Source organism: Enterobacter cloacae complex sp. ECL411 (assembly GCF_021869665.1).
Taxonomy (GTDB): Bacteria; Pseudomonadota; Gammaproteobacteria; order Enterobacterales; family Enterobacteriaceae; genus Enterobacter; species Enterobacter intestinihominis.
In genome coordinates this window covers 3,217,997-3,242,358 of the sequence record NZ_CP091486.1, presented here as the reverse complement: position 1 = coordinate 3,242,358, position 24,362 = coordinate 3,217,997, and the positions used below count along the sequence as shown (strand labels likewise).

Below are 24,362 nucleotides of genomic sequence, written 5' to 3'. Positions count from 1 at the left end.
GTTGAAAATCGGTCCCTGAGGGACTTTAACAAGGAATAAAAATCGCCATGTTATTACCCTGGCTAATATTAATTCCCTTCATCGGCGGCTTCCTGTGCTGGCAGACTGAACGCTTTGGCGTGAAGATGCCGCGCTGGATCGCGCTGATCACCATGGGATTGACGCTCGCGCTTGGCCTGCAACTGTGGTTGCAGGGTGGCTACTCATTGACCCAGTCTGCGGGCCTTCCGCAGTGGCAATCTGAGTTCATTCTGCCGTGGATCCCACGTTTCGGTATCACGATCCACCTTGCGATTGACGGTCTGTCGCTGCTGATGGTCGTGCTGACCGGTCTGCTCGGCGTTCTGGCGGTACTCTGCTCCTGGCGAGAAATCGAAAAATACCAGGGCTTCTTCCACCTGAACCTGATGTGGATCCTGGGCGGCGTTATCGGCGTGTTCCTGGCCATCGACATGTTCCTGTTCTTCTTCTTCTGGGAGATGATGCTGGTGCCGATGTACTTCCTGATCGCGCTGTGGGGCCACAAGGCATCCGACGGTAAAACGCGTATCACGGCGGCCACCAAGTTCTTCATCTACACCCAGGCGAGTGGTCTGGTGATGTTGATTGCCATCCTGGCGCTGGTGTTTGTGCATTACAACGCCACCGGCGTCTGGACCTTCAACTATGAAGATCTGCTGAAGACCCCGATGTCCCACGGTGTGGAATACCTGCTGATGCTCGGCTTCTTCATCGCCTTCGCGGTGAAAATGCCGGTAGTTCCGCTGCACGGCTGGCTGCCGGACGCGCACTCTCAGGCGCCAACGGCGGGTTCCGTTGACCTGGCGGGTATCTTGCTGAAAACGGCGGCCTACGGTCTGCTGCGTTTCTCCCTGCCGCTGTTCCCGAACGCCTCCGCAGAGTTTGCGCCGATTGCCATGTGGCTTGGCGTGATCGGTATCTTCTACGGTGCATGGATGGCCTTCACGCAGTACGACATCAAACGTCTGATTGCTTACACCTCCGTTTCCCACATGGGCTTCGTACTGATTGCCATCTACACCGGTAGCCAGCTGGCGTACCAGGGCGCGGTGATCCAGATGATTGCGCACGGCTTGTCCGCTGCCGGTCTCTTCATCCTGTGCGGTCAGCTGTACGAACGTCTGCATACCCGCGACATGCGTATGATGGGCGGCCTGTGGGGCAAAATGAAATGGCTGCCTGCACTCTCCATGTTCTTCGCGGTTGCCACCCTGGGTATGCCAGGTACCGGTAACTTCGTTGGCGAATTTATGATTCTGTTCGGCAGCTTCAAAGTGGTTCCGATGATTACCGTCATCTCCACCTTTGGTCTGGTGTTCGCCTCCGTGTACTCGCTGGCGATGCTGCACCGCGCCTACTTCGGTAAAGCGAAGAGCGAAATTGCTGCTAAAGAACTGCCGGGGATGTCGCTGCGTGAGCTGTCCATCATCCTGCTGCTGGTCGTACTGCTGGTGCTGCTGGGCTTCTATCCGCAGCCGATTCTGGATACCTCGCACTCCGCGATGGGTAACATCCAGCAGTGGTTTGTTAATTCTGCTTCTACTACAAGGCCGTAATTCGCCATGACAATAACTCCACAACAACTGATCGCGCTGCTACCGCTGCTGATCGTCGGATTGACGGTGGTGGTTGTGATGCTCTCCATTGCGTGGCGACGCAATCACTTCCTGAATGCGACCCTGTCCGTTCTGGGTCTGAACGCTGCGTTAGTCTCCCTCTGGTTTGTTGGCCAGGCGGGCGCAATGGACGTCACGCCGCTGATGCGCGTTGACGGCTACGCCATGCTCTACACCGGTCTGGTGCTGCTGGCGAGCCTGGCAACCTGTACCTTTGCGTACCCGTGGCTCGAAGGGTACAACGACAACAAAGAAGAGTTTTACCTGCTGGTACTGATTGCCGCACTGGGCGGCATTCTGCTGGCGAACGCGAACCACATGGCCGCGCTGTTCCTCGGTATTGAGCTGATCTCACTGCCGCTGTTCGGCCTGATTGGTTACGCTTTCCGTCAGAAGCGCTCTCTGGAAGCGGCGATCAAGTACACCATCTTGTCCGCTGCTGCGTCGTCGTTCCTGCTGTTCGGTATCGCGCTGCTGTATGCACAGACGGGTAACCTCTCCTTCCTGGCGCTCGGTAAGAGCCTCGGCGACGGTATGATGCACGAGCCGCTGCTGCTGGCGGGTCTGGGCATGATGATTGTTGGCCTTGGCTTTAAACTCTCTCTGGTGCCGTTCCACCTGTGGACGCCAGACGTTTATCAGGGTGCGCCAGCGCCGGTCTCTACCTTCCTGGCGACGGCGAGTAAAATCGCTATCTTTGGCGTGGTCATGCGTCTGTTCCTGTACGCCCCGGTGGGTGACAGCGAAGCGGTTCGCGTGGTGCTGGGCATTATCGCGTTCGTTTCCATCATCTTCGGTAACCTGATGGCGCTGAGCCAGACCAACATTAAGCGTCTGCTGGGCTACTCCTCTATCTCCCATCTGGGCTACCTGCTGGTGGCGCTGATTGCGCTGCAAAGCGGTGAGATGTCGATGGAAACCGTGGGTGTGTATCTGGCCGGTTACCTGTTCAGCAGCCTCGGCGCGTTCGGCGTGGTGAGCCTGATGTCCAGCCCGTACCGTGGGCCGGATGCAGATTCCCTGTTCTCCTACCGTGGTCTGTTCTGGCACCGTCCGATTCTGTCTGCGGTAATGACCGTGATGATGCTCTCTCTGGCGGGTATCCCGATGACGCTGGGCTTTATCGGTAAGTTCTACGTGCTGGCCGTCGGTGTGCAGGCGGGTCTGTGGTGGCTGACTGCCGGTGTCGTTATCGGCTCCGCGATTGGTCTTTACTACTACCTGCGTGTGGCTGTGAGCCTGTACCTGAGCGCGCCTCAGCAGCTCAACCGTGATGCGCCGTCCAACTGGCAGTACAGCGCCGGGGGGATCGTGGTGCTGATCTCCGCCCTTCTGGTGCTAATCTTCGGTATCTATCCGCAGCCGCTGATTGAGATTGTGCAGCGCGCGATGCCGCTGATGTAAAAGCAAAAAACCCGCCTCGGCGGGTTTTTTATTGCCCAACGGCGCTACGCTTGCAGGGCCTACAGGTCTTGTAGGTCGGGTAAGCGAAGCGCCACCCGACTAAGCTAACTGCTTCCTGCTTATAAGCGGCCCGTCAATCTTCTTCATCGAGCGGTCCAGCACCTCTTCAATCACCGACGACAGCTCATTCAGCTCAAACTTCGCCACATAGCCGTCAGCCTTCACTTTGCGTATATGATCTTCGTTCGCGTTGCCGGAAAGAGACGAGTGGATCACCACCGGAATATCTTTCAGTACCGGGTCAGTTTTGATTTTGCGCGTCAGCGTAAAGCCGTCCATCTCCGGCATTTCGAGGTCGGTTAATACCAGGGCAATCTTATCGGTAACGGGGACGCCCTCAGCCTGAGCCTGCGCGGCCAGCTGAGTGATTTTCTCCCATGCGTCTTTGCCGGTGATATGCAGCTGAGCCGGGATCTCCATTGCCTGCAATCCCTTCTCCAGCATTGAGCGCGCTACTTTCGAGTCTTCAGCAACAATCGCGACAGAGCCAGGCTTGATGTTGAATTTGGTGGTTTCCAGATGGGTGGCGTGCAGATCGTGGTTCGCCGGGGTGATGTCATACAGGATCTGCTCCACGTCGAGCACCATTGCCAGATCGTTGGTATCGGTCTTATCGTCCAGACAGGCAATGCTGGTGATGTAGCGACCGCTGACGGCGGTTTCCGCGGCGTGCACCTGCTTCCAGTCGAGACGCATGATGTTCTCCACCGATTCCACGGCAAACGCCTGCACGCTGCGGGCATATTCGGTGATCAGCAAAATGTTTAGCCCGGTGGCTGGCTTGCAGCCGGCGACGGCGGCCAGATCGATCACCGGGATCACCTGGTCGCGAATATTTACCATCCCCATCAGCGGAGACTTCATTCCCGCTGGTTTGGTGAAGGTCGGCATCGGCACAATTTCGCGCAGTTTGAACACGTTGATGCCGAACAGCTCGGATTTATTTTCGTTCAGAGAGGTGCCAAGACGGAACAGCAACAGTTCAAAACGGTTGGACTGGGTCAGGTTCGCCCTGTCATCAATATCTTTCTGGAAATTATCCATTCTACCCTCAAGAGAAATGCTGGCCTTTTAATCGTTATCGGCACCCTGAGGGAAAAATGAAGGACTAAACGCTGACCTGAGCAAAATCTTCCGCCAGCTCGCATGCCGGGAACACCTCCCGACACTCTGCCAGCAGGCTTTCACAGCCGCGGACGTCATAGCGTGAGCTGACGTGAGTGACAATCAGTTTCCGGACGCCAGCCTCGCGCGCCAGCTGCGCGGCCTGACGCGTTGAGCTGTGCCCCCGGCTGTTGGCTTTTTCTTCCATCGCCGCTTCCAGCGTTGCCTCATGCACCATCACATCCACACCCCCGGCAAGCCGGAGCGCCGAAGGGCAGGGGGCGGTATCCCCAAAAATAGCCAGTTTTTTGCCCGGCTGCGGCGGCGCAAGGTAATCCTGACCGTTGATGACGCGCCCGTCTTCCAGCGTGACGGTCTCGCCGTGCTTCAGACGCTGGAACAGCGGGCCAGGTTTCACCCCATCGGCCTGCAACGCGGCGGCGTTCAGCGCGCCGGGCTTGTCATGCTCCTCAACGCGATAGCCGTAGCATTCCACCGGATGGTTAAGCGGGTAAGCGCGCACCTGGTAATCTCCGTCGTCGAACACCAGACCTTCGCCGATCTCAACCACCTCCAGCGGATAATCGGTCCACGAGCCGCTCAGGCGCAGCGTGGTCTCAACGAATGCCTGAATACCCGCAGGGCCATAAATGGTCAGCGGGTTAGCGTTACCGGCCATCGAACGGCTACACAGCAGGCCCGGCAGGCCAAACAGATGGTCGCCGTGCAGATGGGTGATAAATATTTTATCCACTTTCCCCGGGTGGTATGAGGTATGCAGCAACTGATGCTGCGTACCTTCGCCGCAGTCAAACAGCCACAGCCCGCCGCGGGTAGGATGCTTAAGATCCAGCAGAATAGCCGTCACGTTTCGTGAGCGGGTTGGCACGCCCGCGGACGTACCCAGAAAAATCAGTTCCATAACGCAATCAGCCCTTTGCCGAATGGGAAGGGGTTTAGTATAACGTGATGAACCCCAGGAAGGAGAAACACATGATCCAGTGGCAAGATCTACACCACAGCGAACTGACTATTCAGTCACTCTACGCCCTGCTCAAACTGCGCTGCGAAGTTTTTGTGGTTGAACAAACCTGCCCGTATCAGGATATCGACGGCGATGACCTGGTCGGCGAGAACCGGCACATCCTCGGCTGGCGCGATAACGAGCTGGTGGCGTATGCGAGGATTCTGAAAAGCGAAGAGGATTTTGACCCTGTCGTCATTGGCCGCGTCATTATCAGCGGAAGCGCGCGCGGTGAAAAGCTGGGCTATCAGCTGATGGAAAAAACGCTGGACGCATGCCAGAAACGGTGGCCAGACAAGGCGTTATACCTGGGCGCGCAGGCGCATTTGCAATCATTCTATGGCCATTTTGGTTTTACCCCGGTCACGGACATTTACGATGAAGATGGCATCCCACACATCGGTATGGCGCGCGAAGCGAAACAGGCGCAATAGCGAGACGTTGTCTATAGTTATCGGACTGGTGTACTAACATGGAGAAAAATATGTCATTTCAATCCTGGGATACCCGAGCAGACGACGATTTAACGCTGTTAAGCGAAACGCTGGAAGAAGTACTGCGCTCTTCAGGCGATCCTGCCGATCAGAAGTACATTGAGCTCAAAGCCCGCGCCGAGCAGGCGCTGCATGACGTGAAAAACCGCGTCAGCAACGCATCCGACAATTACTACTACCGCGCCAAACAGGCGGTTTATCGTGCCGACGATTATGTGCACGAAAAGCCGTGGCAGGGCATTGGGGTCGGTGCGGCCGTAGGGCTGGTGCTGGGCCTGCTGTTAGCCCGTCGTTAAGCCGGCAACCCCCTCCCTACACGTGGGTACTGCTATTTATCATCAGTACCCCGTATAATGTAAGGTTTTAACAGGGAGAGGTTCGCGTGCATTCGATTTCCATCGCGCTGGAACGCCTGCGCACTCAGCTTGCGCAAGCGTTACCCGCTACACCCGGTTTTCGCCATTTCGATGTCTCTTTCCCGTTAAACGACGCCTTCGATCCGCTGGCCTGGCTGGGTGTGCAGCGATGCTATCCCCAGTTTTACTGGCAACAGCGGAGCGGTGATGAAGAACTTGCCGCGCTCGGAAGCCTCGCCCATTTTGACTCTCTGGCCTCGGCCTCCCGGTTTTTGCACACCCATGACGTAGCCAATGATACCCGTATCTGCGGCCTGAACGCCTTCAACCCGGCACAGGGAAAGCTGTTTTTACCGCGCCTTCTCTGGCGACGGTCTGGCGGGGTCGCCACGCTGCGCCTGCAACTGTGGAGCGAAACGTCGCTGTGTGACGATGCCGGTGACGCACTGAAGTTTATTGATAACCTGCGCGACGCCGCGCCGATCCGCCCGTTGTCCGTGCAGATTGTGCAGGAAACCCATCATCCGGAAAAACCGGAATGGCTGGCGTTGATTCGTCAGGCGACGGATACCCTTGCTCGCGGCGATTTTGAGAAAGTTGTGCTCGCACGTGCTACAGACGTGCAGTGCCAGCAGCCCGTGAACGCCATCGCGCTAATGGCCGCCAGCCGCGCGCTAAACCTCAACTGCTATCATTTTTGTATGGTCTTTGACGCCAGCAACGCGTTCCTCGGCTCGACGCCCGAGCGACTTTGGCGGCGACGTGGCATGCTGCTGCGCACTGAAGCGCTGGCAGGCACCGTCGCCAGCCATTCTGACGATAAGCAGGCCCAGCGTCTGGGCGACTGGCTGATGAACGACGACAAAAATCAGCGGGAAAATATGCTGGTGGTGGAAGATATCTGCCAGCGTCTTCAGCACCATACCCGGACGCTGGAGATCCTCCCAGCGCAGGTGCTGCGTCTGCGCAAGGTGCAGCATTTACGCCGCTGTATCTGGACCGAACTCAAACAGTCTGATGACGAGCAGTGTCTGCATATTCTGCAACCGACGGCGGCGGTGGCCGGGCTGCCGCGTCAGGCAGCGCGAGAATTTATTGCGAAAGTGGAGCCGTTTGACCGGGAGTGGTACGCCGGATCGGCGGGCTATTTATCGCGCGATCAAAGCGAGTTCTGCGTGGCATTACGCTCCGCCCGCGTTCATGACGCCGCGCTGCGTCTTTATGCGGGGGCGGGCATCGTCAGCGGCTCCGATCCAGAGCAGGAGTGGCAGGAGATCGAAAATAAGGCCGCCGGGCTGCGTTCCCTCCTCCTGAGGGATTAATACTGATTCGTGCAATCCCGATTCATATCAAAATTCTGACTTTTTCTATTATTTATACTGTGTCGCATTCTTGATACTGGACAATCTCATGTCAGTAAGTTCTTTTAACCGACGCTGGGCGACGGTGATCCTTGAAGCCCTGACCCGCCATGGTGTCAGGCATGTGTGTATTGCTCCGGGCTCTCGCTCCACGCCGCTCACCCTTGCTGCGGCGGAAAACAGGGCTTTTATTCATCACACCCATTTTGACGAGCGTGGTCTCGGCCACCTGGCGCTCGGGCTGGCGAAAGTCAGCAACGCGCCCGTGGCGGTGATAGTGACTTCCGGCACGGCGGTGGCAAACCTCTATCCCGCGCTGATTGAAGCGGGGTTAACCGGCGAAAAGCTGATTTTACTCACCGCCGATCGTCCTCCGGAACTTATTGACTGCGGCGCGAACCAGGCGATTCGTCAGCCTGGCATTTTTGCCTCGCATCCTTCACAGACGGTCTCGTTGCCGCGCCCCACCCAGGATATTCCCGCCAGCTGGCTGGTCTCAACTCTCGACCACGCCATGAACGCACTGCGCAGCGGCGGGCTGCACATTAACTGCCCGTTTGCCGAACCGCTGTACGGCGAAATGAACGAGACCGGCCTAGCCTGGCAACAGCAGCTGGGAGAATGGTGGGAGAGCGAAAAGCCCTGGCTGCGTGAGCAGACGCATCTGGAAAGCGCTAAGCAGCGCGACTGGTTCTTCTGGCGCCAGAAGCGCGGGGTGGTGATTGCCGGGCGGATGAGTGCGGCGGAAGGCAAGCTGGCGGCGGAGTGGGCACAAACGCTTGGCTGGCCGCTGATTGGTGACGTGCTTTCCCAGACGGGCCAGCCGCTGCCCTGCGCTGACCTCTGGCTGGGGAACGCGAAAGCGGTCACCGAGCTGGCGCAGGCGCAAATTGTCGTCCAGCTGGGCTCGAGCCTGACGGGCAAGCGATTGCTCCAGTGGCAGGCCACCTGTACGCCAGAAGAGTACTGGCTGGTGGATCCGCTCGAAGGACGCCTTGACCCGGCGCACCATCGCGGTCGCCGCCTGGTGAGCGATATTGACAGCTGGCTGGAATTGCATCCGGCGGAAAAACGCAAACCCTGGGCGGTGGAGATCCCGGCGCTGTCGCGTCAGGCGTGGGAACTCACCAAAGCGCAGTGCGAGGAGTTCAGTGAAGCCGGGCTGGCGCACCGTATCCGCAAATATCTTCCCGAGCAGGGGCAACTTTTTGTCGGTAACAGCCTGGTGGTGCGCCTGATTGACGCCTTTTCGCAGCTGCCCGCGGGTTATCCGGTATACAGCAACCGGGGCGCGAGCGGCATTGACGGGCTGATCTCCACCGCCGCTGGCGTACAGCGGGCCAGCGCAAAATCCACGCTGGCGATTGTGGGGGATCTCTCAGCCCTCTACGATCTCAACGCGCTGGCGCTCCTGCGTCAGGCGTCGGCTCCGTTCGTGCTGATTGTTGTTAACAATAACGGCGGACAGATTTTCTCCCTGCTGCCGACGCCGCAAAGCGAACGTGAGCGCTTCTATCTGATGCCGCAAAACGTGCAGTTCGAACACGCCGCCGCCATGTTCAGCCTGAAGTACCATCGCCCGGAAAACTGGGACGCGCTTGAGACGGCGCTGAACACCGCCTGGCGGCAGCCTGGCGCGACGCTGATTGAGCTGGTGGTAAACGATTCTGACGGCGCGCAGAAGCTGCAACATCTGCTGGCGCAGGTGAGTCACCTGTGATCCTCGCTGGCGTCACTCAGCCCGGAAAACCAGGCTACCCCTGGCTGGTTTTCCTGCACGGTTTTTCCGGCGACTGTCGTGAGTGGCAGACCGTTGGGGCGTCGCTGCATGACTACCCCAGGCTCTACCTTGACCTGCCCGGGCACGGTGGTTCAGCGGATACGGGCGTGACGGGGTTTGCAGAGGTAAGTGAATTGCTCACGTATACCTTAATTAGTTACAACATACTAAATTACTGGCTGGTAGGGTACTCTCTCGGTGGCCGCATTGCGATGTTCCATGCCTGCCAGCATCCTGCGGGGTTAGACGGGGTGATTGTGGAAGGTGGACACCCTGGGCTGCAAGACGTCGAGGAGCGCCAGGCGCGGCTGACCTCGGACCGCCGCTGGGCGTCACGTTTTCGCAGTGAGCCGCTTGAAGCCGTCTTTGCCGACTGGTATCAACAGCCGGTCTTTACCTCCCTTACGGATGAACAGCGCAACGCGCTGATCGCGCTGCGTAGCCGGAACAACGGCCCGAGGCTGGCTGAGATGCTGGAAGCCACCTCGCTTGCCGTTCAGCCTGATTTACGTCCCGCGCTCACCGCGCGTGATTTTTCTTTCGACTATCTCTATGGCGAACGTGACGGGAAGTTTGCAGCCATCGCTGCTGAACTTAACGCCATGCGTCATGCTATCCCTCATGCCGGACACAACGCCCACCGGGACAACCCGGAAGCGGTTGCCGCGAGTCTGGCTCAGATACTACGTTATCGAACAAAGGACACGCTATGATCTATCCTGATGAAAACATGCTTTACGCGCCGGTTGAATGGCAGGACTGCTCCGAAGGCTACACCGACATTCGCTACCACAAATCCACCGATGGTATCGCCAAAATCACCATCAATCGTCCACAGGTACGCAACGCGTTTCGTCCGCTGACCGTAAAAGAGATGATCCAGGCGCTGGCGGATGCCCGCTACGACGACAACATCGGCGTCATCGTCCTCACCGGGGAAGGGGAGAAAGCCTTTTGCTCGGGCGGCGATCAGAAAGTCCGCGGCGACTACGGCGGATACCAGGATGATGCCGGCACGCACCACCTGAACGTGCTGGATTTCCAGCGCCAGATCCGCACCTGTCCAAAACCGGTGGTTGCGATGGTGGCAGGTTATTCCATCGGCGGCGGTCACGTGCTGCACATGATGTGTGACCTGACTATCGCGGCGGAAAATGCCATTTTCGGTCAGACTGGCCCGAAAGTTGGCTCCTTCGACGGCGGCTGGGGCGCGTCCTACATGGCGCGCATCGTCGGCCAGAAAAAAGCCCGCGAAATCTGGTTCCTGTGCCGTCAGTACAACGCCCAGGAAGCGCTGGACATGGGGCTGGTTAACACCGTGGTGCCGATCGCCGATCTGGAAAAAGAGACCGTGCGCTGGTGTCGCGAAATGCTGCAAAACAGCCCAATGGCGCTGCGCTGCCTGAAAGCGGCCCTCAATGCCGACTGTGACGGTCAGGCGGGACTTCAGGAGCTGGCGGGTAACGCCACCATGCTGTTCTATATGACCGAAGAGGGTCAGGAAGGGCGCAACGCGTTCAACGAAAAACGCCAGCCAGACTTCAGCAAATACAAACGGAACCCGTGATGCGTCGCGCGCAGGTTTACCGCTGGCAGATACCGATGGACGCGGGCGTGGTACTGCGTGAAAGGCGGTTAAAAACCCGTGATGGCTTTTTCGTGCATCTCCGGCAGGGCGAGCGGGAAGGGTGGGGCGAAATCGCCCCGCTTCCGGGCTTTAGCCTGGAAACGCTGGATGAGGCGCAGGCGGCGCTGATGGCCTGGACACACGAATGGCGTGAGGGGGCAGATCCGTCGCTGCCGGACGTTCCTTCCGTCGCGTTCGGCATCAGCTGCGCGCTGGCAGAGCTGGACGGCTGTTTGCCGGATGCGGCGAATTATCGCGCCGCGCCGCTCTGTTCCGGCGATCCGGATGAACTTTTCGCGCTGCTCTCCGGGATGCCTGGCGAGAAGGTGGCGAAAATTAAGGTCGGCCTGTACGAAGCGGTGCGCGACGGAATGGTGGTTAACCTGTTACTGGAAGCCATTCCCGATCTGCACCTGCGTCTGGACGCCAACCGCGCCTGGTCGCCGCTCAGGGCGCAGCAGTTTGCGAAGTACGTCAACCCGGCGTACCGCAACCGCATCGCGTTTCTCGAAGAGCCGTGCAAAACGCGCGACGACTCTCGCGCCTTCGCCCGGGAAACCGGCATTGCCATTGCCTGGGATGAGAGCCTGCGCGAAGTCGGTTTTACGTTTGTCGCCGAGCCGGGCGTCGGGGCCGTGGTCATTAAGCCAACGCTGACCGGCAGCCTCGACAAGGTGCGCGAGCAGGTTGCGGCGGCCCATGCCGCAGGGCTGACGGCGGTGATCAGTTCATCCATCGAATCCAGCCTCGGGCTGACGCAGCTGGCGCGCATCGCTGCATGGTTAACGCCGGACACCGTTCCCGGTCTTGATACGCTAAACCTGATGCAGGCCCAGCTGATTCGCCAGTGGCCGGACAGCACCTTACCGTGCCTCGACGTCGGGACGCTGGAGCCGCTGCAATGACTTTTACCGACTGGCCGTGGCGGCACTGGCGCTCCAGGAGTGCCGATACACCCGCGCTGCGTTTAGACGATATAACGCTCAACTGGTCACAGCTGGGCGAGCGTATCGATCGTCTGGCAGCCGGTTTTCAGTCTCAGGGTGTCAGAGATGGTGACGGCGTCATGCTGCTCGCCCACAACCATCCGCAGACCCTGCTAGCCTGGCTGGCGCTGCTTCAGTGCGGCGCCCGCATTTTGCCGGTGAACCCTCAGCTTCCCCGACCGCTGCTGGACGTCCTCCTGCCGCAGATGACCCTGCGCTTTGCGCTGGTGCTTAACGGTGAGTATGACGGTCTGCCTGGGCTGGTATTAAGAGAGGGTGAGGGGCAGGGCGGCGTGACGTGGCAGGCAGAACGGCTGGCCTCGATGACGCTCACCTCCGGCTCCACCGGCTTGCCAAAAGCGGCGGTGCACACCTGTGCCGCCCACCTTGCCAGCGCAAAAGGCGTGTTGTCGCTGATGCCTTATGGCGGTGATGACGACTGGCTGCTGTCCTTGCCGCTGTTTCACGTCTCCGGTCAGGGGATTTTGTGGCGCTGGTTGCAGGGCGGAAGCCGTCTCACCGTGCGTGAAAAACAGCCGCTGGAGCAGGCCCTGCAGGGCTGTACCCACGCCTCGCTGGTGCCGACGCAGCTGTGGCGGCTGCTCAATTCACACCATCCCGTTGCGCTGAAAGCCGTGCTGCTCGGCGGGGCGGAAATCCCCGTTGAGCTGACCGAACAGGCGCGCAAGCAGGGGATCCGCACGTTCTGCGGCTACGGTCTGACCGAGTTCGCCTCCACCGTCTGCGCCAAAGAGGCCGACGGCGCGCCGGACGTGGGCAGCGCGCTGCCGGGCAGAGACCTTCAGGTGGTGAACGGTGAAGTCTGGATCCGGGCGGAAAGCATGGCGGCGGGCTACTGGCGAGACGGCGCCTTACTGCCGCTGGTCAACGAGCAGGGCTGGTTCGCCACCCGCGATCGCGGCGAGTGGCATGACGGACGCCTGACCATTCTGGGCCGAATGGACAATCTCTTTTTTAGCGGCGGAGAAGGGATCCAGCCGGAAGCGCTGGAGCGCGTTATCGTCTCACATCCGCAGGTTAGCCAGGTGTTTATCGTCCCGCTGGATGACGCCGAATACGGGCAACGCCCGGTGGCGGTAGTGGAATGTGAGCCGGGCACGGATATCACGCTGTTGCCGGAGTGGGTTCAGGGCAGGCTGGCGCGCTTTGAGCAGCCGGTACACTGGCTGGCGCTGCCGTCAGAACTGAAAAATGGCGGGATAAAGATCTCCCGCCAGGCGTTAAGGCAGTGGGTCAATGCCCTGTTGAGGGGCTAATCAGCCGATATCCGGCTGCGGTTTCTGCTGGCGTCGACGCATCCAGCGCAGCACCGGCGGCACGACAATCACCATGATCGCCATCGCCAGCAGGATCTTCGTCACGCTGCTCTCCCACAGGATCGCCATGTTGCCATTGCTGATGGAGAGGGCGCGGCGCAGGTTCTGCTCCAGCATTTCCCCCAATACAAACCCTAAAATCAGCGGCGACATCGGGAAGTGCATCTTGCGCAGAATGTAGCCCAGCACGCCGAGCAGCACCATTAACACCAGGTCGAAGGTGGTGCTGTGCACCGCGTACACCCCAACCGCAGAGACGGCGGCGATGGCCGGGACCAGGAACCACAGGGGAATGGTCAGCATGCGGGTGAACAGCCCGATCAGCGGGATGTTCATTACCAGCAGCATCACGTTGGCGATCAGCAGGGCGGCAATCAAACCCCAGACGATATCGGGCTGCTCGGTAAACATCGCCGGACCCGGGGTGATGTTATAGAGCGTCAGCGCGCCCATCATTACCGCCGTGGTGCCGGAGCCCGGCACGCCGAGGGTCAGCATCGGGATAAACGAGCCGCAGGCCGAGGCGTTATTCGCCGCCTCCGGCGCCGCCACGCCGCGGATATCGCCTTTGCCGAAGCTGTCGCTGTTACCGCTCAGCTTTTTCTCGGTCATGTAGGTGATGGCGCTGGCGATAGTAGCCCCCGCGCCGGGCAGAATGCCGACGAAGAAACCGATCACCGACGAACGCAGGGTGGCACCCACACACTGCGCCCCCTCTTTGGCATTAAAGAGCATACGTCCGGTTTTACGCACCAGCGTCTGCCCGCTGCTGGTATGTTCCAGCATCAGTAAGATTTCTGAGACAGAGAACAGACCAATCACCACGACGATAAACTGCACGCCGTCGGAGAGATGAACGCTGTCGAAGGTAAAGCGATAAACCCCGGTGTTGGCATCCACGCCGACGGTGGCCAGACTGAGGCCAATCAACGCAGACAAAAACGACTTCAGCGGATTCTGCGCCATCATGCTGCCGAGACAAGCGATGGCGAACACCATCAGGGCAAAATACTCGGCCGGACCAAACGCCAGCGACCACTGGGCCAGCGCCGGGGCGAAGAGGATGATGCCGCCAATGGCGATCAGGGAGCCAAAGAACGAGCTGACGGCGGAAATAGAGAGCGCCACGCCGCCGCGTCCCTGCTGCGCCATCGGATAACCATCCAGCGCGGTCATAATGGCAGCGGCATCTCCGGGCACGTTAAGCAGTATCGAGGAAATACGCCCCCCGTATTCGCAGCCGATATAAACCGTCGCCAGCAGGATCAACGCCGATTCCGCAGGCAGGTGCAGCGCAAAGGCCAGCGGCAGTAAAATCGCCACGCCGTTGATAGGCCCAAGGCCCGGCAGCAGGCCAACGATCGTCCCGACGAAACAGCCGATCAGGGCGATCACCAGGTTTTCCGGGGTCATCGCTACCGCGAACCCCTGAGAGAGATAGATCCAGGTATCCATAGCGTGCTCCGTTAGTTAAACCATGCGCCGAGCGGCAGGGTCACGTCCAGCAGGCGGTCGAAGGCGTACCAGAGTAAAATGCCCAGTACGACCCCGGAGATCCCCGCCGCAGGCAGCGAGGCGTTAAACAGTATGCCAATCACCATCGTCAGCAGGGCGGTGGCGATCGGGAAGCCGAGCCACTCAAAGCCCCACGCGTACATCAGCAGAACAATCACCATTACCAGCAGACGTTGCAGCGTGCGGCGTGGCGGCCACTCCACGGTGTCCGGATGGCGCAGCAGCAGGGCCACCGAACAGAGCAGCATCAGGCCAACAATGCCGACGGGAAAGGGGCGTGGCCCCACGGGTTCATAGCTGTATTCGCTGTGGATCTGCCAGGCGACGAACAGGCCGCCAATGCAGAGCAGCAGCCATATCCCGGCAAAAATGCGATCGCTCATAGCGCCTCCGGTTATTTCGCCAGACCAAAGGCTTTCGCCTGTTCGCGGTAGTCATTCACCTGTTTTTTCACGTACTCGTCCAGCTGCTTGCCGTTCAGGTTGAACTCAAACAGCCCGCGCAGATCGCGCTGTTTTTTGAACTCCTCGGTTTGCTGAAGTTTTGCGAAGGTATCCACCCACCACTGGTACTCGGCGTCGGTCACTTTTGGCCCGACGAAGAAGCCACGGATGATCGGCCAGACCAGGTTATAACCCTGCTCTTTGGCGGTTGGGACGTCTGCCAGCTGGCCCGGCAGACGATTTTCTGAGAAGACCGCCAGCACGCGGATCTTATCCCCGCTCAGGTAGGGCACCATTTCGCTGAGATCGCCCGATACTGCCTGCACGTGATTGCCCATCAGCGCCGTCACCGGCTCACCGCCGCCTTCAAAGGCCACGTAACGCATTTTGTGCGGATCCACTTTGGCCTGCTGCGCCAGCAGCGCGGCTTTCATCCAGTCCTGGCTGCCGATAGAGGCGCCTGCGCCAATCACCACGCTGTTCGGATCTTTTTCCATGGCGGTCAGCAGATCTTTCAGGGATTTCCACGGGGAGTCGGCGCGAACGGCGATCATGCCGTAATCGGTGCCCACGGTGGCGAGCCAGCGCACGTCATTCACGTCATAACGACCAAATTTCCCCTGCGACAGGTTCAGCAGCGAGCCGCCGGAGAAGGCCACCACGGTGCCGGGTTCAGCAGGGCGCTGGGCGACGATGGCGTTATAGGCAACCGCGCCCACGCCGCCGGGCATGTAGGTGACGCGCATTGGTTTCTCGATGGCCTTCGTCTCCAGCAGGCTGACCTGAATCAGCTTACAGGTCAGGTCGAAGCCGCCGCCGGGTTTGGCCGGGGCGATACACTCGGTGCGGGACGGGGTGTCCTGCGCCTGGACGACAGAGGCACTCAACAGCAATACGCTTGCAGCAAGGGTAGAAAGTAATTGTTTTTTCATCGTTTATCCTCACGCCGGAGAACCGGGAGTACGGGTACGGGTGTCTTTTTTCTGATTATGTGAACCACCTTGTAGCGGTTCCGTTGCGTGATTGTTAAAACAATAACCTTTCATTTCCCTTTCACTGCGACACCAACTTTACAGGATGTGATATGCGTCTCTTACTGGCGGAAGATAATCGTGAGCTGGCTCACTGGCTGGAGAAAGCGCTGGTACAAAACGGATTTGCCGTGGATTGCGTCAACGATGGACGGGCGGCCGATCACCTTTTGCAGGGGGAAAACTATGCCGTCGCGATCCTTGATATCGGCATGCCCGGCTTCGACGGGCTGGAGGTGGTGCATCGCCTTAGAAAGCGCGGGCAGACGCTGCCGGTGCTGTTTCTTACCGCCCGCAGCAACGTGGCAGACAGGGTGAAGGGGCTGAATGCCGGGGCGGATGACTACCTGCCGAAACCGTTCGAGCTGGAGGAACTTGATGCCCGTCTGCGCGCGCTGCTGCGCCGCAGCGAAGGACGAACCCAGGAGCGCCAGCGGCTGGGAGAGCTGGAGTACGATGATGAAGGCTTTTTTCTGCTGCGCGATGAACCCCTCTCCCTTACGCCGCGGGAACTCTCTTTGCTGAAGGTGCTGATGCACCGCCGGACCCGTCCCGTCTCCCGGCAACAGCTTTTCGACCAGGTGTTCAGCCTGAACGACGACGTCAGCCCCGAGAGTATCGATCTCTATATTCACCGCCTGCGTAAGAAGCTGACCGGCAGCGGCGTGCGGATCACCACCCTCCGGGGACTGGGCTACGTGCTGGAGTGCGGCGATGAAGTGGGTTAAGCCGCAGTCGCTTTACCTGCAACTTTTGCTCTTTCTGGGTTTGCCGCTGCTGCTGTTATGGGGGCTGTCAGCCTTTAACAGCTACGTTAGCGCGCTACAGGCGGCGACGCAGGCCTATGACCGTACGCTGTTATCCTCGGCTCGCACCGTGTCTGAGCGGCTGGTGGTGCACAAGGGCAAGCTGCTGGTGAACGTGCCCTGGGTCGTGCTCGACAGCTTTGAGCTGAACATGAACGATCGCCTCTACTACAAGGTGGTTGACCCTGACGGGCGGACGATCTCCGGCTATGACGATCTGCCAAATATGCCTCCCTCCACGTCGCGCACCACTCACTATCCGGCGCTGGCGTGGTTTTATCATACCGAGTATCGCGGGCAGGCGATCCGCGTGGCGAAGCTGCTCCAGCCGGTTAACGAAGATAATGTGTTCGGGATGGCGGAAATTTACGTCGCAGAAACGTTGCAGTCGCGGCGCTATCTGGCCACTCAGCTGCTGTTTTCCTCACTCGTGTCGCAGGGGCTGCTGGTGCTGCTGACGCTGGTCCTGACCGCCTGGCTGCTGCGCCGCGTGCTGCGCCCAATGCGGCAACTCTCTTCGCTGATGGTGCGCCGTGAGCCCGGGCTGCTGGCCCCGCTGCCGGAGCTGCTGCCCTGGTCGGAAACGCGGCTGCTGATTGTGGCGTTTAACCGTTACATCGACCGGTTGCGCGGCGTACTTTCGCGGCAGGAGCGCTTCAATGCCGATGCCTCACACCAGCTCAAAACGCCGCTGGCGGTGCTAAAAACGCAGGTATCCGTTGCTCTGACGCGTAACGATCCGGCGCTGTGGCAGGAGAGCTTACGGGCAATGAACGTTACGCTGGATAACACCATCGTGCTGACGGAAAGGCTGTTACAGCTTTCGGCGGTGAAGCGGAAAGAGCAGGGGGAGCGACAGTTTGCCCCTGTCGATCTGGTGCAGGTGGTGCAAAACTGCTGCTTTTCGCGGCTGGCACAGGCGCGCAGCAAGGGTATCGATCTCGGTTATGACGGCGTACAGCAGCCGGTAATGATTGAGGGGGATGACGTTTTGCTGGGCGAACTCTGCGCTAACCTGCTGGAGAATGCGATCAAATACACGCCGGAGCAGGGCATCGTGACGGTGTACCTGCGCATGGATAACGATGCCGTTGAGCTGAGCGTGGAGGACAGTGGACCGGGTATTGCCGAAGACCAGATCTCCCAGGCCATGCTGCCGTTTCATCGGCTGGATAACGTGGGCGATGCCGCCGGGTCCGGCATTGGCCTGGCGCTGGCCAACGATATTGCCCGCCTGCACCGCAGCCATCTTCAGCTGATGCCCAGTGAAAATCTGGGCGGCCTGTGCGTAAAAGTGCGTTTTTTATTGATGATATAAATACCGATATTATCAAATCGTTACAAACTAATTGCCCGATGTCCACTGAGCGCATTGATCCCACAGACAGTCAGGTTAAAATCTCGCGGTTTTTGGACATCTCTGAATATATTGTGCGGGATCACGACAATGAAAAAAGTGGCATTAATGGGCTTAGGCCTGATGTTTGTATCGGCAGCAGCCAACGCTATTTCCTTCAACGGCTCGGCGGGCGAAGATTATACCCACCTTGGCTTTGGTCTTGGCACGGATAGCGCAGGCCTGGCGATGACCGGCGGCTGGACGCATAACGACGACGATGGGGATGCGGCAAGCCTGGGGCTGGGCTTCAACGTACCTTTGGGTCCTTTCCTGGCGACAGTCGGCGGTAAAGGGATTTACACCAACCCGAACGACGGCGACGAAGGTTATGCGGCGGCAGTGGGCGGCGGTTTGCAGTGGAAAATCGGCGACAGCTTTGGCCTGTTCGGTGAGTACTACTACTCTCCGGATTCCCTCTCCAGCGGTATCGATAGCTATGAGGAAGCCAACGTGGGTGGACGCTGGACCATCATCCGTCCTGTCACCATCGAAGCGGGTTATCGTTATCTGAACCTGGCGGGTAAAGACGGCCACCGCGACAACGCGCTGGCAGATGGTCCCTACATCGGTGTGAGCGCAGGTTTCTAATCCTTTCGGCGCGGCGTTCAGTCGCGCCAGTTTCTCTCTTCCCCCGGTCTTCGATTGCGCTATAGTGTTTTGACCATTGAAATGGGAGAACACAATGATAAACGTGGAAATGTTATCCACTGGCGACGAAGTGCTGCATGGGCAAATCATTGATACCAATGCCGCCTGGCTCGCCGATCTCTTCTTTGAGCAAGGATTACCGTTAACGCGCCGCAACACCGTGGGTGACAATCTTGAGTCGCTGGTCAACGTTCTGCGCGAGCGCAGCGAACGCTGCGACGTGCTGATTGTGAACGGCGGGCTTGGGCCCACCAGCGACGATCTCAGCGCGCTGGCCGCCGCCACGGCCAGAGGTGAAGGCCTGGTCCTGCACGAGGCGTGGCTGGCACAGATGGAGCGATTTTTCTCCGAGCGTGGCCGCGTGATGGCCCCCAGCAACCGCAAGCAGGCTGAAATTCCCGCCAGCGCGGAACTGATTGATAACCCGGTCGGCACCGCCTGCGGGTTTGCCGTTCAGCTGAACCGCTGCCTGATGTTCTTCACCCCGGGCGTGCCGTCGGAATTTAAAGTGATGGTCGAGCAGCAGATCCTGCCGCGCCTGCGCGCGCGCTTCACACTGCCTGAACCGCCGCTGTGCCTGCGTCTGACCACCTTTGGCCGCTCGGAAAGCGATCTGGCTCAGAGCCTCGATCACCTGCAACTGCCTCCCGGCGTGTCGATGGGCTATCGCTCCTCCATGCCGATTATTGAACTGAAGCTGACCGGACCGGCGTCAGAGAAAGCCGCTATGCTGGCACTATGGCCGGAAGTGCAGCGCGTCGCCGGGGAAAGCCTGATTTTCGAAGGAACGGAAGGGCTGCCGGCGCAGATCGCAGCGCATTTGCAGTCCCGCCAGCTGAGCGTGACGTTAAGCGAGCAGTTTACCGGTGGGCTTCTGGCGCTTCAGCTTACCCGGGCGGGTGCGCCGCTGCTGGCCAGTGAAGTGGTGCCGTTCCAGCAGGAGACGCTGGCGCAGACGGCGCGCTGGGCATCCGAGCGCAGAGTGAAGCATTTCGCCGGACTGGCGCTGTTTGTGGGCGGGCTGGATGAGGAGCACCTCAACTTTGCCCTGGCAACGCCGGAAGGGACCCACGCCCTGCGGGTGAAGATGAGTATTACCCGCCACAGCCTGGCCGTGCGTCAGGAGGTGTGCGCGATGATGGCGCTGAACATGCTGCGCCGCTGGCTGAACGGGAAAGAGGTCGCCAGCGAGCACGGCTGGATCAACGTCGTGGAATCGCTGTTCGTAGAGTGAGGATGTGCCGGGGCAGTGTCCCCGGCAACGGTTACGCCAGTGCGTTTGCCAGCAAGGTAATGGGATGTTCACAGCGTTTGCTGGTGGACATCTCGATCTGCCACTTGCAGGTTTCACAATCCGTCACCACGATATCTGCGCCGCTCTCTTCAATCTGCCGGAACAGCGGCGCGCCAATGGCCTGTGACGTTGGGTAGTTTTCACGCTTGAATCCGTAGGTGCCAGCGATGCCGCAGCAGCGTGAGTCCAGCACCGTCAGCTCCAGCCCCGGGATCAGCCGCAGCAGCTCCAGCGTATAGATCGACCAGCCCATCTTCTCCATATGACATGGCGTGTGATACACCACCTTCAACGGCAATTTGCCCAGCGGTAACGTCTGCCCGCTGTCCAGCTTGCGCCAGAGAAAACGGGTCGCCAGCTCAATGTGCTCGCGCAGGCCGGTGTTATCCACATCCAGCAGATGCGGATATTCATCGCGCAGCGTGAAGGTACAGGTTGACGACGTCGCCAGTACCGGTATTCCGTTGTCGACGATCGCCTCACGTAAAGAGGTGACGTTGCTTTTCGCCTGCCTGCGCGCTTTGTCGGTAAAACCGTTGGCAATCAGCGGAACGCCGCAGCACTTCTCTTTGCTCAGCAGCTGAACGCCCGTCCCCATGGCGTTCAGCACTTTCAGCAGGTCTTTCCCCAGCTGCGGATGGTTGTAGTTCACGTAGCAGCCGTGGAAGAAGGCAACCTGCTCAGCGAACTGCGCCTGTTCTGCCGCCACGGATTTATACCAGCGGCGGAAGGTGCCGTGAGAATATTTCGGCAGACTGCGGTGATGGTCGATTTTGAGCGTCGCATCCAGCAGCCTGCGCACCGGCTTCAGGGCGGTGGCGGCATTGACGACCGGCGCGAAAGGCGTCGAGAGGCTGCCCATCAGATCGGTGTGGCTCAGTATCGCGTCGCGCAGCGTCGGTTTTTGCGTACTGTAGCGGGCGCGGGCGCGCTGGATGATATCGCCTATTTTCACGTCCGACGGGCAGGCAACTTCGCAGCGTTTACAGTTGATACAGTATTTCAGCGCCTCGTCGTAGAGCGCGCCGTCCTTCAGGCGCAGACGCTCCCCGTCGGGGCCGGCCTGTTTCGGGCCGGGATAGCGCGGATCGACGCCGCTGACCGGGCAAACCGTGGTGCAGACCGTGCATTTGATACAGCTTTCAAATCGGGTGTCGTTCATTGTGCTCCCTCCCTGCGCTGGATAATCTGCTCCGCGACATGCAGCGCGGTGACGGCGCAGACGCCGCCACCGCAGCCCTGTGCCACGGGATCGTACCCGCCCAGAACCGAGCCGATGGCGTAAAGATTTTCAACCGGTTCCCCGCCCAGCTGCGGGCGCAGCTGGGTATCGACGATCACGCCGAACTGCTGCCAGGGCTGCGGGGTGAAGAAATCGCTTTGATACCAGTCCGCGCGGGAAGCGCTTTGCCGGACATCCAGCCCGAGAATTGCCTCACGCACGCCATCCCGGCTGCTCAGCAGACCGTTACTGAAGAAGCTGCCGCTTGCCAGCACCGTATAGTGTGCACGAAGCGGGATGTCGCCGTGGTTGCGGGTCCAGATTTCGCTTACCGCGCCCTCTGCCAGGGTGATTTTTTTCACCTCGTCGCCTGCCATCCAGACGCCACCCTGGGCGACAAACTGACGCTGAAGCTGGGTATGCAGACGAATGCCGGGCACGGAAGGGGGGAGCGTCGGCAGTAAACCGAGCGTACAGGGCAGGCGCGCCGAGAGCCAGCGCCAGAGCCGGTTGTCCGTTAAGCCAAAACAGGCGGGCATAAACAGGGCGTCGCAGGTCTCGCCGAGCGGTTGAAGCGCCGCGTACAGCTGCGGCCAGTAACTTTCATTATCCAGCAGGCGGGCAATGTTCACCGCACGAAACTCGCTGGGGTTTTCGCGCAGCACGTCGAGTTCGGGGAGATCAATCTCCGCCGTATCCACCTGAACACCCTGCTGTCTGAGAGACGCGGCGGCCAGATGCGGCTGGAAATCGAGGAAGCCGCTGATCCCCACCACCCGCACGTGCCCGGCAGCGATGGGGGCGACAGGCACCTCTTCCGGGCTAAGCCAGGCGGCGCGCAGAGTGCCGAGCGGCGTGACGCGCTGATGATTTTGCTCGGCGTCACCCTGCATGCGTGCGCCGCAGGCGGTCAGCAGGTGTTCGGTTTCGCAGGCAAAGCGGGCCATATTCTCTGCGCCCGTCAGGCGGTAGGGATGTTCAGGCGGCAGATCGGCGAACGATAGCGCGCCCAGTAAATCCAGCGAGCCGGAGGAGAAGTGCAGGGCACTTTGACCGCGAGTGACAATGGCGCAGCGCAGACCCCGCTGCGTCAGTTTGAGACCGCACAGCAGGCCCGCCAGCCCTCCACCCACAATCACGGTATCAAATTTCATGGTTGTGCTCCTTCTCCAGACCGCAAAGTCCCTGATAGACCCAGCGGGTAAACTCACTTTCGCGCAGGGCATCGCCCCAGGCGACGGGCTGAATGCCTTTCCAGCGCTCATTTAAAAAATCGCTGAGCTGGGCGAGCGACTGGGTTGAGGAGGTGGCATGAAAACGTTGTAGCAGCCCGGCGGCACGGCAGGCGCACAGTTCCCCCTGACAGGTGCCCATCCCGACTCGCGTGCGGCGGCGCAAATCAAGCAGGTTGTGCACCGTCAGGTTTTCCACGGCATATTGCACCTCGCCTGCGGTCACGGCTTCGCATTCGCACACCAGACTGCGGCTGAGTCGCCCTTCACCAAGCCAGGTCGGGGTGCGGTCGCCGTGGCGGTAAATCGCCGAACCGCGAAGCGGGGCAGGAAGTGAAATGATTTTGTGCAGCGTTTTTTCTGTCGATTGCTGCGAGCCGGGCAGGGCCCGCTCCGCCGTCACGCACGGCGCGGTGTTACCGAGCTTACGGCAGACGGCATCGGTGGCCCACTCCGCCATCAGCCGGTAGGTCATCAGCTTGCCGCCGGTAATGGTGATAAACCCGTCCATGCCGTCGCGTTCGGCGTGATCGAGCAGCACGATGCCGCGGCTGACGTTACGCCCGCTCGGATCGTTGTCGCTGGCGACGAGGGGACGCACGCCCGCGTAGGCACGCAGAATACGCGTCTGCGCCATCACCGGGGCCAGCTTTTCCCCTTCGCGCAGCAGAATATCCACCTCTTCGGCGGTAACGCGGTTGTAATCGATTTCGCTGTAGTCCACATGCATTGAGGTCGTGCCGATCAACGAAATGGTGTCCCCCGGCACGAGGATGTCGGCGTCAGACGGTTTACGGCAGCGGTTGATGACATGGTTATTGATGCGATGGTCGAGGATCAGCAGCGAGCCTTTGGCCGGGAACATGCGGACGGATAAATCGGCGTATTCCGCGATGCGCTGGCCCCAGATCCCCGCCGCGTTGACCACGACGGTGGCATACAGCTCGCGGTGTTCATTGTACTGCGTATCACACACGCGCACCCCGCGTACGGTATTACCTTCACGAATAAGCCCGGTGACGTGATGCCCGGTCAGGATCTGTGCGCCGTGTTCCCGCGCGTCGAGCATATTGGCGGCGGTCAGGCGGAAAGGATCAACGGTTCCGTCAGGCACTTTTACCGCGCCCAGTAACGCCGGGTTTACCGAGGGTTCAAGACGGCGCGCCTGTGCAGGATCGAGCGCCTCGGCCTGAATGCCTGCCGCCGTGCAGGCGGTGATAAAGGTTTGCTGAAAGCCGAGATCATCTTCGGGAAGGGTGATAAAAAGGCCGTTGGTCGGTTCAACGCAGTGGCGGGCGATGCGCCTGAGGATCTGGTTTTCAGCAATACACTCGCGCGCGGACTCAGCGTCAGTGACCGCATAGCGGGCACCGCTGTGCAACAGACCGTGGTTACGCCCCGTTGCGCCGGTGGCGATGTCGTGGCGTTCCAGAAGCGTGACGCTCAATCCCCGCAGGGCGCAGTCGCGTGCGATGCCGGCACCCGTCGCGCCACCGCCAATGATAATCACATCGCTGAAGCGTGGATCGTGAATAGTCATTGCCTTTCCTCTATGTTCGTTTTTTAGCATTTAGCCACATTGATCGTGTGGTTTGTTTGATT

The 24,362-nt window shown here is 59.8% G+C and carries 22 protein-coding genes; 14 read left to right on the top strand and 8 right to left on the bottom strand.

Annotated elements, in window-relative coordinates; genetic code table 11:
* The first annotated feature begins 47 nt into the window (after positions 1 to 47).
* Together nuoM and nuoN are read left to right on the top strand one after the other, a co-directional pair.
* On the top strand, positions 48 to 1,577 hold the full coding sequence (gene nuoM, locus L3069_RS15360) for an NADH-quinone oxidoreductase subunit M (protein ID WP_023300624.1): 1,530 nt from the start codon (positions 48 to 50) through the stop codon (positions 1,575 to 1,577).
* Positions 1,578 to 1,583: 6 nt separating this feature from the next.
* Positions 1,584 to 3,041, top strand: a complete 1,458-nt coding sequence (gene nuoN / locus L3069_RS15355) for an NADH-quinone oxidoreductase subunit NuoN (protein ID WP_022648825.1) — start codon at positions 1,584 to 1,586, stop codon at positions 3,039 to 3,041.
* Between the two features lie 99 nt (positions 3,042 to 3,140).
* Here nuoN and L3069_RS15350 read toward each other — a convergent pair whose 3' ends face one another.
* Both L3069_RS15350 and rbn read right to left on the bottom strand, forming a co-directional pair.
* Positions 3,141 to 4,145 carry a chemotaxis protein gene (locus L3069_RS15350; RefSeq protein ID WP_023306639.1) on the bottom strand — a complete coding sequence of 335 codons (1,005 nt, stop codon included), beginning with the start codon at positions 4,143 to 4,145 and terminating at the stop codon, positions 3,141 to 3,143.
* Between the two features lie 64 nt (positions 4,146 to 4,209).
* Positions 4,210 to 5,127 (bottom strand): ribonuclease BN, encoded by a 918-nt coding sequence (gene rbn, locus L3069_RS15345; RefSeq protein ID WP_022648823.1) that lies wholly within the window; start codon positions 5,125 to 5,127, stop codon positions 4,210 to 4,212.
* A 71-nt stretch (positions 5,128 to 5,198) separates the two neighbouring features.
* Here rbn and L3069_RS15340 point away from each other — a divergent pair, with 71 nt between their 5' ends.
* From L3069_RS15340 to menE, 8 genes are all read left to right on the top strand, one after another.
* Positions 5,199 to 5,663, top strand: coding sequence for a GNAT family N-acetyltransferase (locus tag L3069_RS15340; RefSeq protein WP_038416448.1), 465 nt, complete (start codon positions 5,199 to 5,201; stop codon positions 5,661 to 5,663).
* Between the two features lie 50 nt (positions 5,664 to 5,713).
* The gene (elaB, locus tag L3069_RS15335; protein WP_022648821.1) at positions 5,714 to 6,019 is read left to right on the top strand and encodes a stress response protein ElaB; all 306 of its coding nucleotides are present in this window, start codon (positions 5,714 to 5,716) and stop codon (positions 6,017 to 6,019) included.
* Between the two features lie 86 nt (positions 6,020 to 6,105).
* On the top strand, positions 6,106 to 7,401 hold the full coding sequence (gene menF, locus L3069_RS15330; protein ID WP_038416447.1) for an isochorismate synthase MenF: 1,296 nt from the start codon (positions 6,106 to 6,108) through the stop codon (positions 7,399 to 7,401).
* Between the two features lie 88 nt (positions 7,402 to 7,489).
* Complete coding sequence (gene menD / locus L3069_RS15325; protein ID WP_022648819.1) at positions 7,490 to 9,160, top strand: 2-succinyl-5-enolpyruvyl-6-hydroxy-3-cyclohexene-1-carboxylic-acid synthase; 1,671 nt, start codon at positions 7,490 to 7,492, stop codon at positions 9,158 to 9,160.
* On the top strand, positions 9,157 to 9,933 hold the full coding sequence (menH, locus tag L3069_RS15320) for a 2-succinyl-6-hydroxy-2,4-cyclohexadiene-1-carboxylate synthase (protein WP_038416446.1): 777 nt from the start codon (positions 9,157 to 9,159) through the stop codon (positions 9,931 to 9,933). The genes menD and menH overlap by 4 nt, the downstream gene beginning before the upstream one ends.
* Positions 9,930 to 10,787, top strand: a complete 858-nt coding sequence (gene menB, locus L3069_RS15315) for a 1,4-dihydroxy-2-naphthoyl-CoA synthase (RefSeq protein ID WP_014832749.1) — start codon at positions 9,930 to 9,932, stop codon at positions 10,785 to 10,787. The genes menH and menB overlap by 4 nt, the downstream gene beginning before the upstream one ends.
* Positions 10,787 to 11,752 carry an o-succinylbenzoate synthase gene (menC, locus tag L3069_RS15310; RefSeq protein ID WP_038416445.1) on the top strand — a complete coding sequence of 322 codons (966 nt, stop codon included), beginning with the start codon at positions 10,787 to 10,789 and terminating at the stop codon, positions 11,750 to 11,752. The genes menB and menC overlap by 1 nt, the downstream gene beginning before the upstream one ends.
* Positions 11,749 to 13,110 carry an o-succinylbenzoate--CoA ligase gene (menE, locus tag L3069_RS15305; RefSeq protein ID WP_038416443.1) on the top strand — a complete coding sequence of 454 codons (1,362 nt, stop codon included), beginning with the start codon at positions 11,749 to 11,751 and terminating at the stop codon, positions 13,108 to 13,110. The genes menC and menE overlap by 4 nt, the downstream gene beginning before the upstream one ends.
* Here the strand turns inward: menE and L3069_RS15300 are convergent, their stop codons facing one another.
* Genes L3069_RS15300 through L3069_RS15290 form a run of 3 tightly spaced genes read right to left on the bottom strand, consistent with a single transcriptional unit; the run spans position 13,111 to position 16,060 of the window.
* Complete coding sequence (locus tag L3069_RS15300) at positions 13,111 to 14,625, bottom strand: tripartite tricarboxylate transporter permease (protein WP_023300617.1); 1,515 nt, start codon at positions 14,623 to 14,625, stop codon at positions 13,111 to 13,113.
* Between the two features lie 11 nt (positions 14,626 to 14,636).
* The gene (locus L3069_RS15295; protein ID WP_022648813.1) at positions 14,637 to 15,068 is read right to left on the bottom strand and encodes a tripartite tricarboxylate transporter TctB family protein; all 432 of its coding nucleotides are present in this window, start codon (positions 15,066 to 15,068) and stop codon (positions 14,637 to 14,639) included.
* Between the two features lie 11 nt (positions 15,069 to 15,079).
* Positions 15,080 to 16,060: a tripartite tricarboxylate transporter substrate binding protein gene (locus L3069_RS15290; RefSeq protein ID WP_038416442.1), complete on the bottom strand. Its 981-nt coding sequence runs from the start codon at positions 16,058 to 16,060 to the stop codon at positions 15,080 to 15,082.
* Positions 16,061 to 16,212: 152 nt separating this feature from the next.
* Between L3069_RS15290 and tctD the strand changes: the two genes are divergently transcribed.
* The 4 genes from tctD to L3069_RS15270 all read left to right on the top strand — a co-directional run bounded on the left by tctD (position 16,213) and on the right by L3069_RS15270 (position 20,246).
* On the top strand, positions 16,213 to 16,887 hold the full coding sequence (gene tctD / locus L3069_RS15285; protein ID WP_017693014.1) for a transcriptional regulator TctD: 675 nt from the start codon (positions 16,213 to 16,215) through the stop codon (positions 16,885 to 16,887).
* A complete protein-coding gene (locus L3069_RS15280; protein WP_038416441.1) occupies positions 16,874 to 18,283 on the top strand; it encodes a sensor histidine kinase in 1,410 nt (469 codons plus the stop codon). The genes tctD and L3069_RS15280 overlap by 14 nt, the downstream gene beginning before the upstream one ends.
* Before the next feature lie 129 nt (positions 18,284 to 18,412).
* The gene (locus tag L3069_RS15275) at positions 18,413 to 18,952 is read left to right on the top strand and encodes a YfaZ family outer membrane protein (protein ID WP_022648809.1); all 540 of its coding nucleotides are present in this window, start codon (positions 18,413 to 18,415) and stop codon (positions 18,950 to 18,952) included.
* A gap of 94 nt (positions 18,953 to 19,046) precedes the next feature.
* Positions 19,047 to 20,246, top strand: coding sequence for a nicotinamide mononucleotide deamidase-related protein YfaY (locus tag L3069_RS15270; protein ID WP_023300615.1), 1,200 nt, complete (start codon positions 19,047 to 19,049; stop codon positions 20,244 to 20,246).
* A gap of 31 nt (positions 20,247 to 20,277) precedes the next feature.
* Here the strand turns inward: L3069_RS15270 and glpC are convergent, their stop codons facing one another.
* The 3 genes from glpC to glpA are packed head-to-tail and all read right to left on the bottom strand — an operon-like array spanning position 20,278 to position 24,300.
* Positions 20,278 to 21,468, bottom strand: a complete 1,191-nt coding sequence (glpC, locus tag L3069_RS15265; protein WP_023306631.1) for an anaerobic glycerol-3-phosphate dehydrogenase subunit GlpC — start codon at positions 21,466 to 21,468, stop codon at positions 20,278 to 20,280.
* Complete coding sequence (gene glpB / locus L3069_RS15260) at positions 21,465 to 22,682, bottom strand: glycerol-3-phosphate dehydrogenase subunit GlpB (protein WP_038416439.1); 1,218 nt, start codon at positions 22,680 to 22,682, stop codon at positions 21,465 to 21,467. The genes glpC and glpB overlap by 4 nt, the downstream gene beginning before the upstream one ends.
* The gene (glpA, locus tag L3069_RS15255; RefSeq protein ID WP_038416438.1) at positions 22,672 to 24,300 is read right to left on the bottom strand and encodes an anaerobic glycerol-3-phosphate dehydrogenase subunit A; all 1,629 of its coding nucleotides are present in this window, start codon (positions 24,298 to 24,300) and stop codon (positions 22,672 to 22,674) included. Before glpA ends, glpB begins: the two co-directional genes overlap by 11 nt.
* Positions 24,301 to 24,362: the final 62 nt, after the last annotated feature.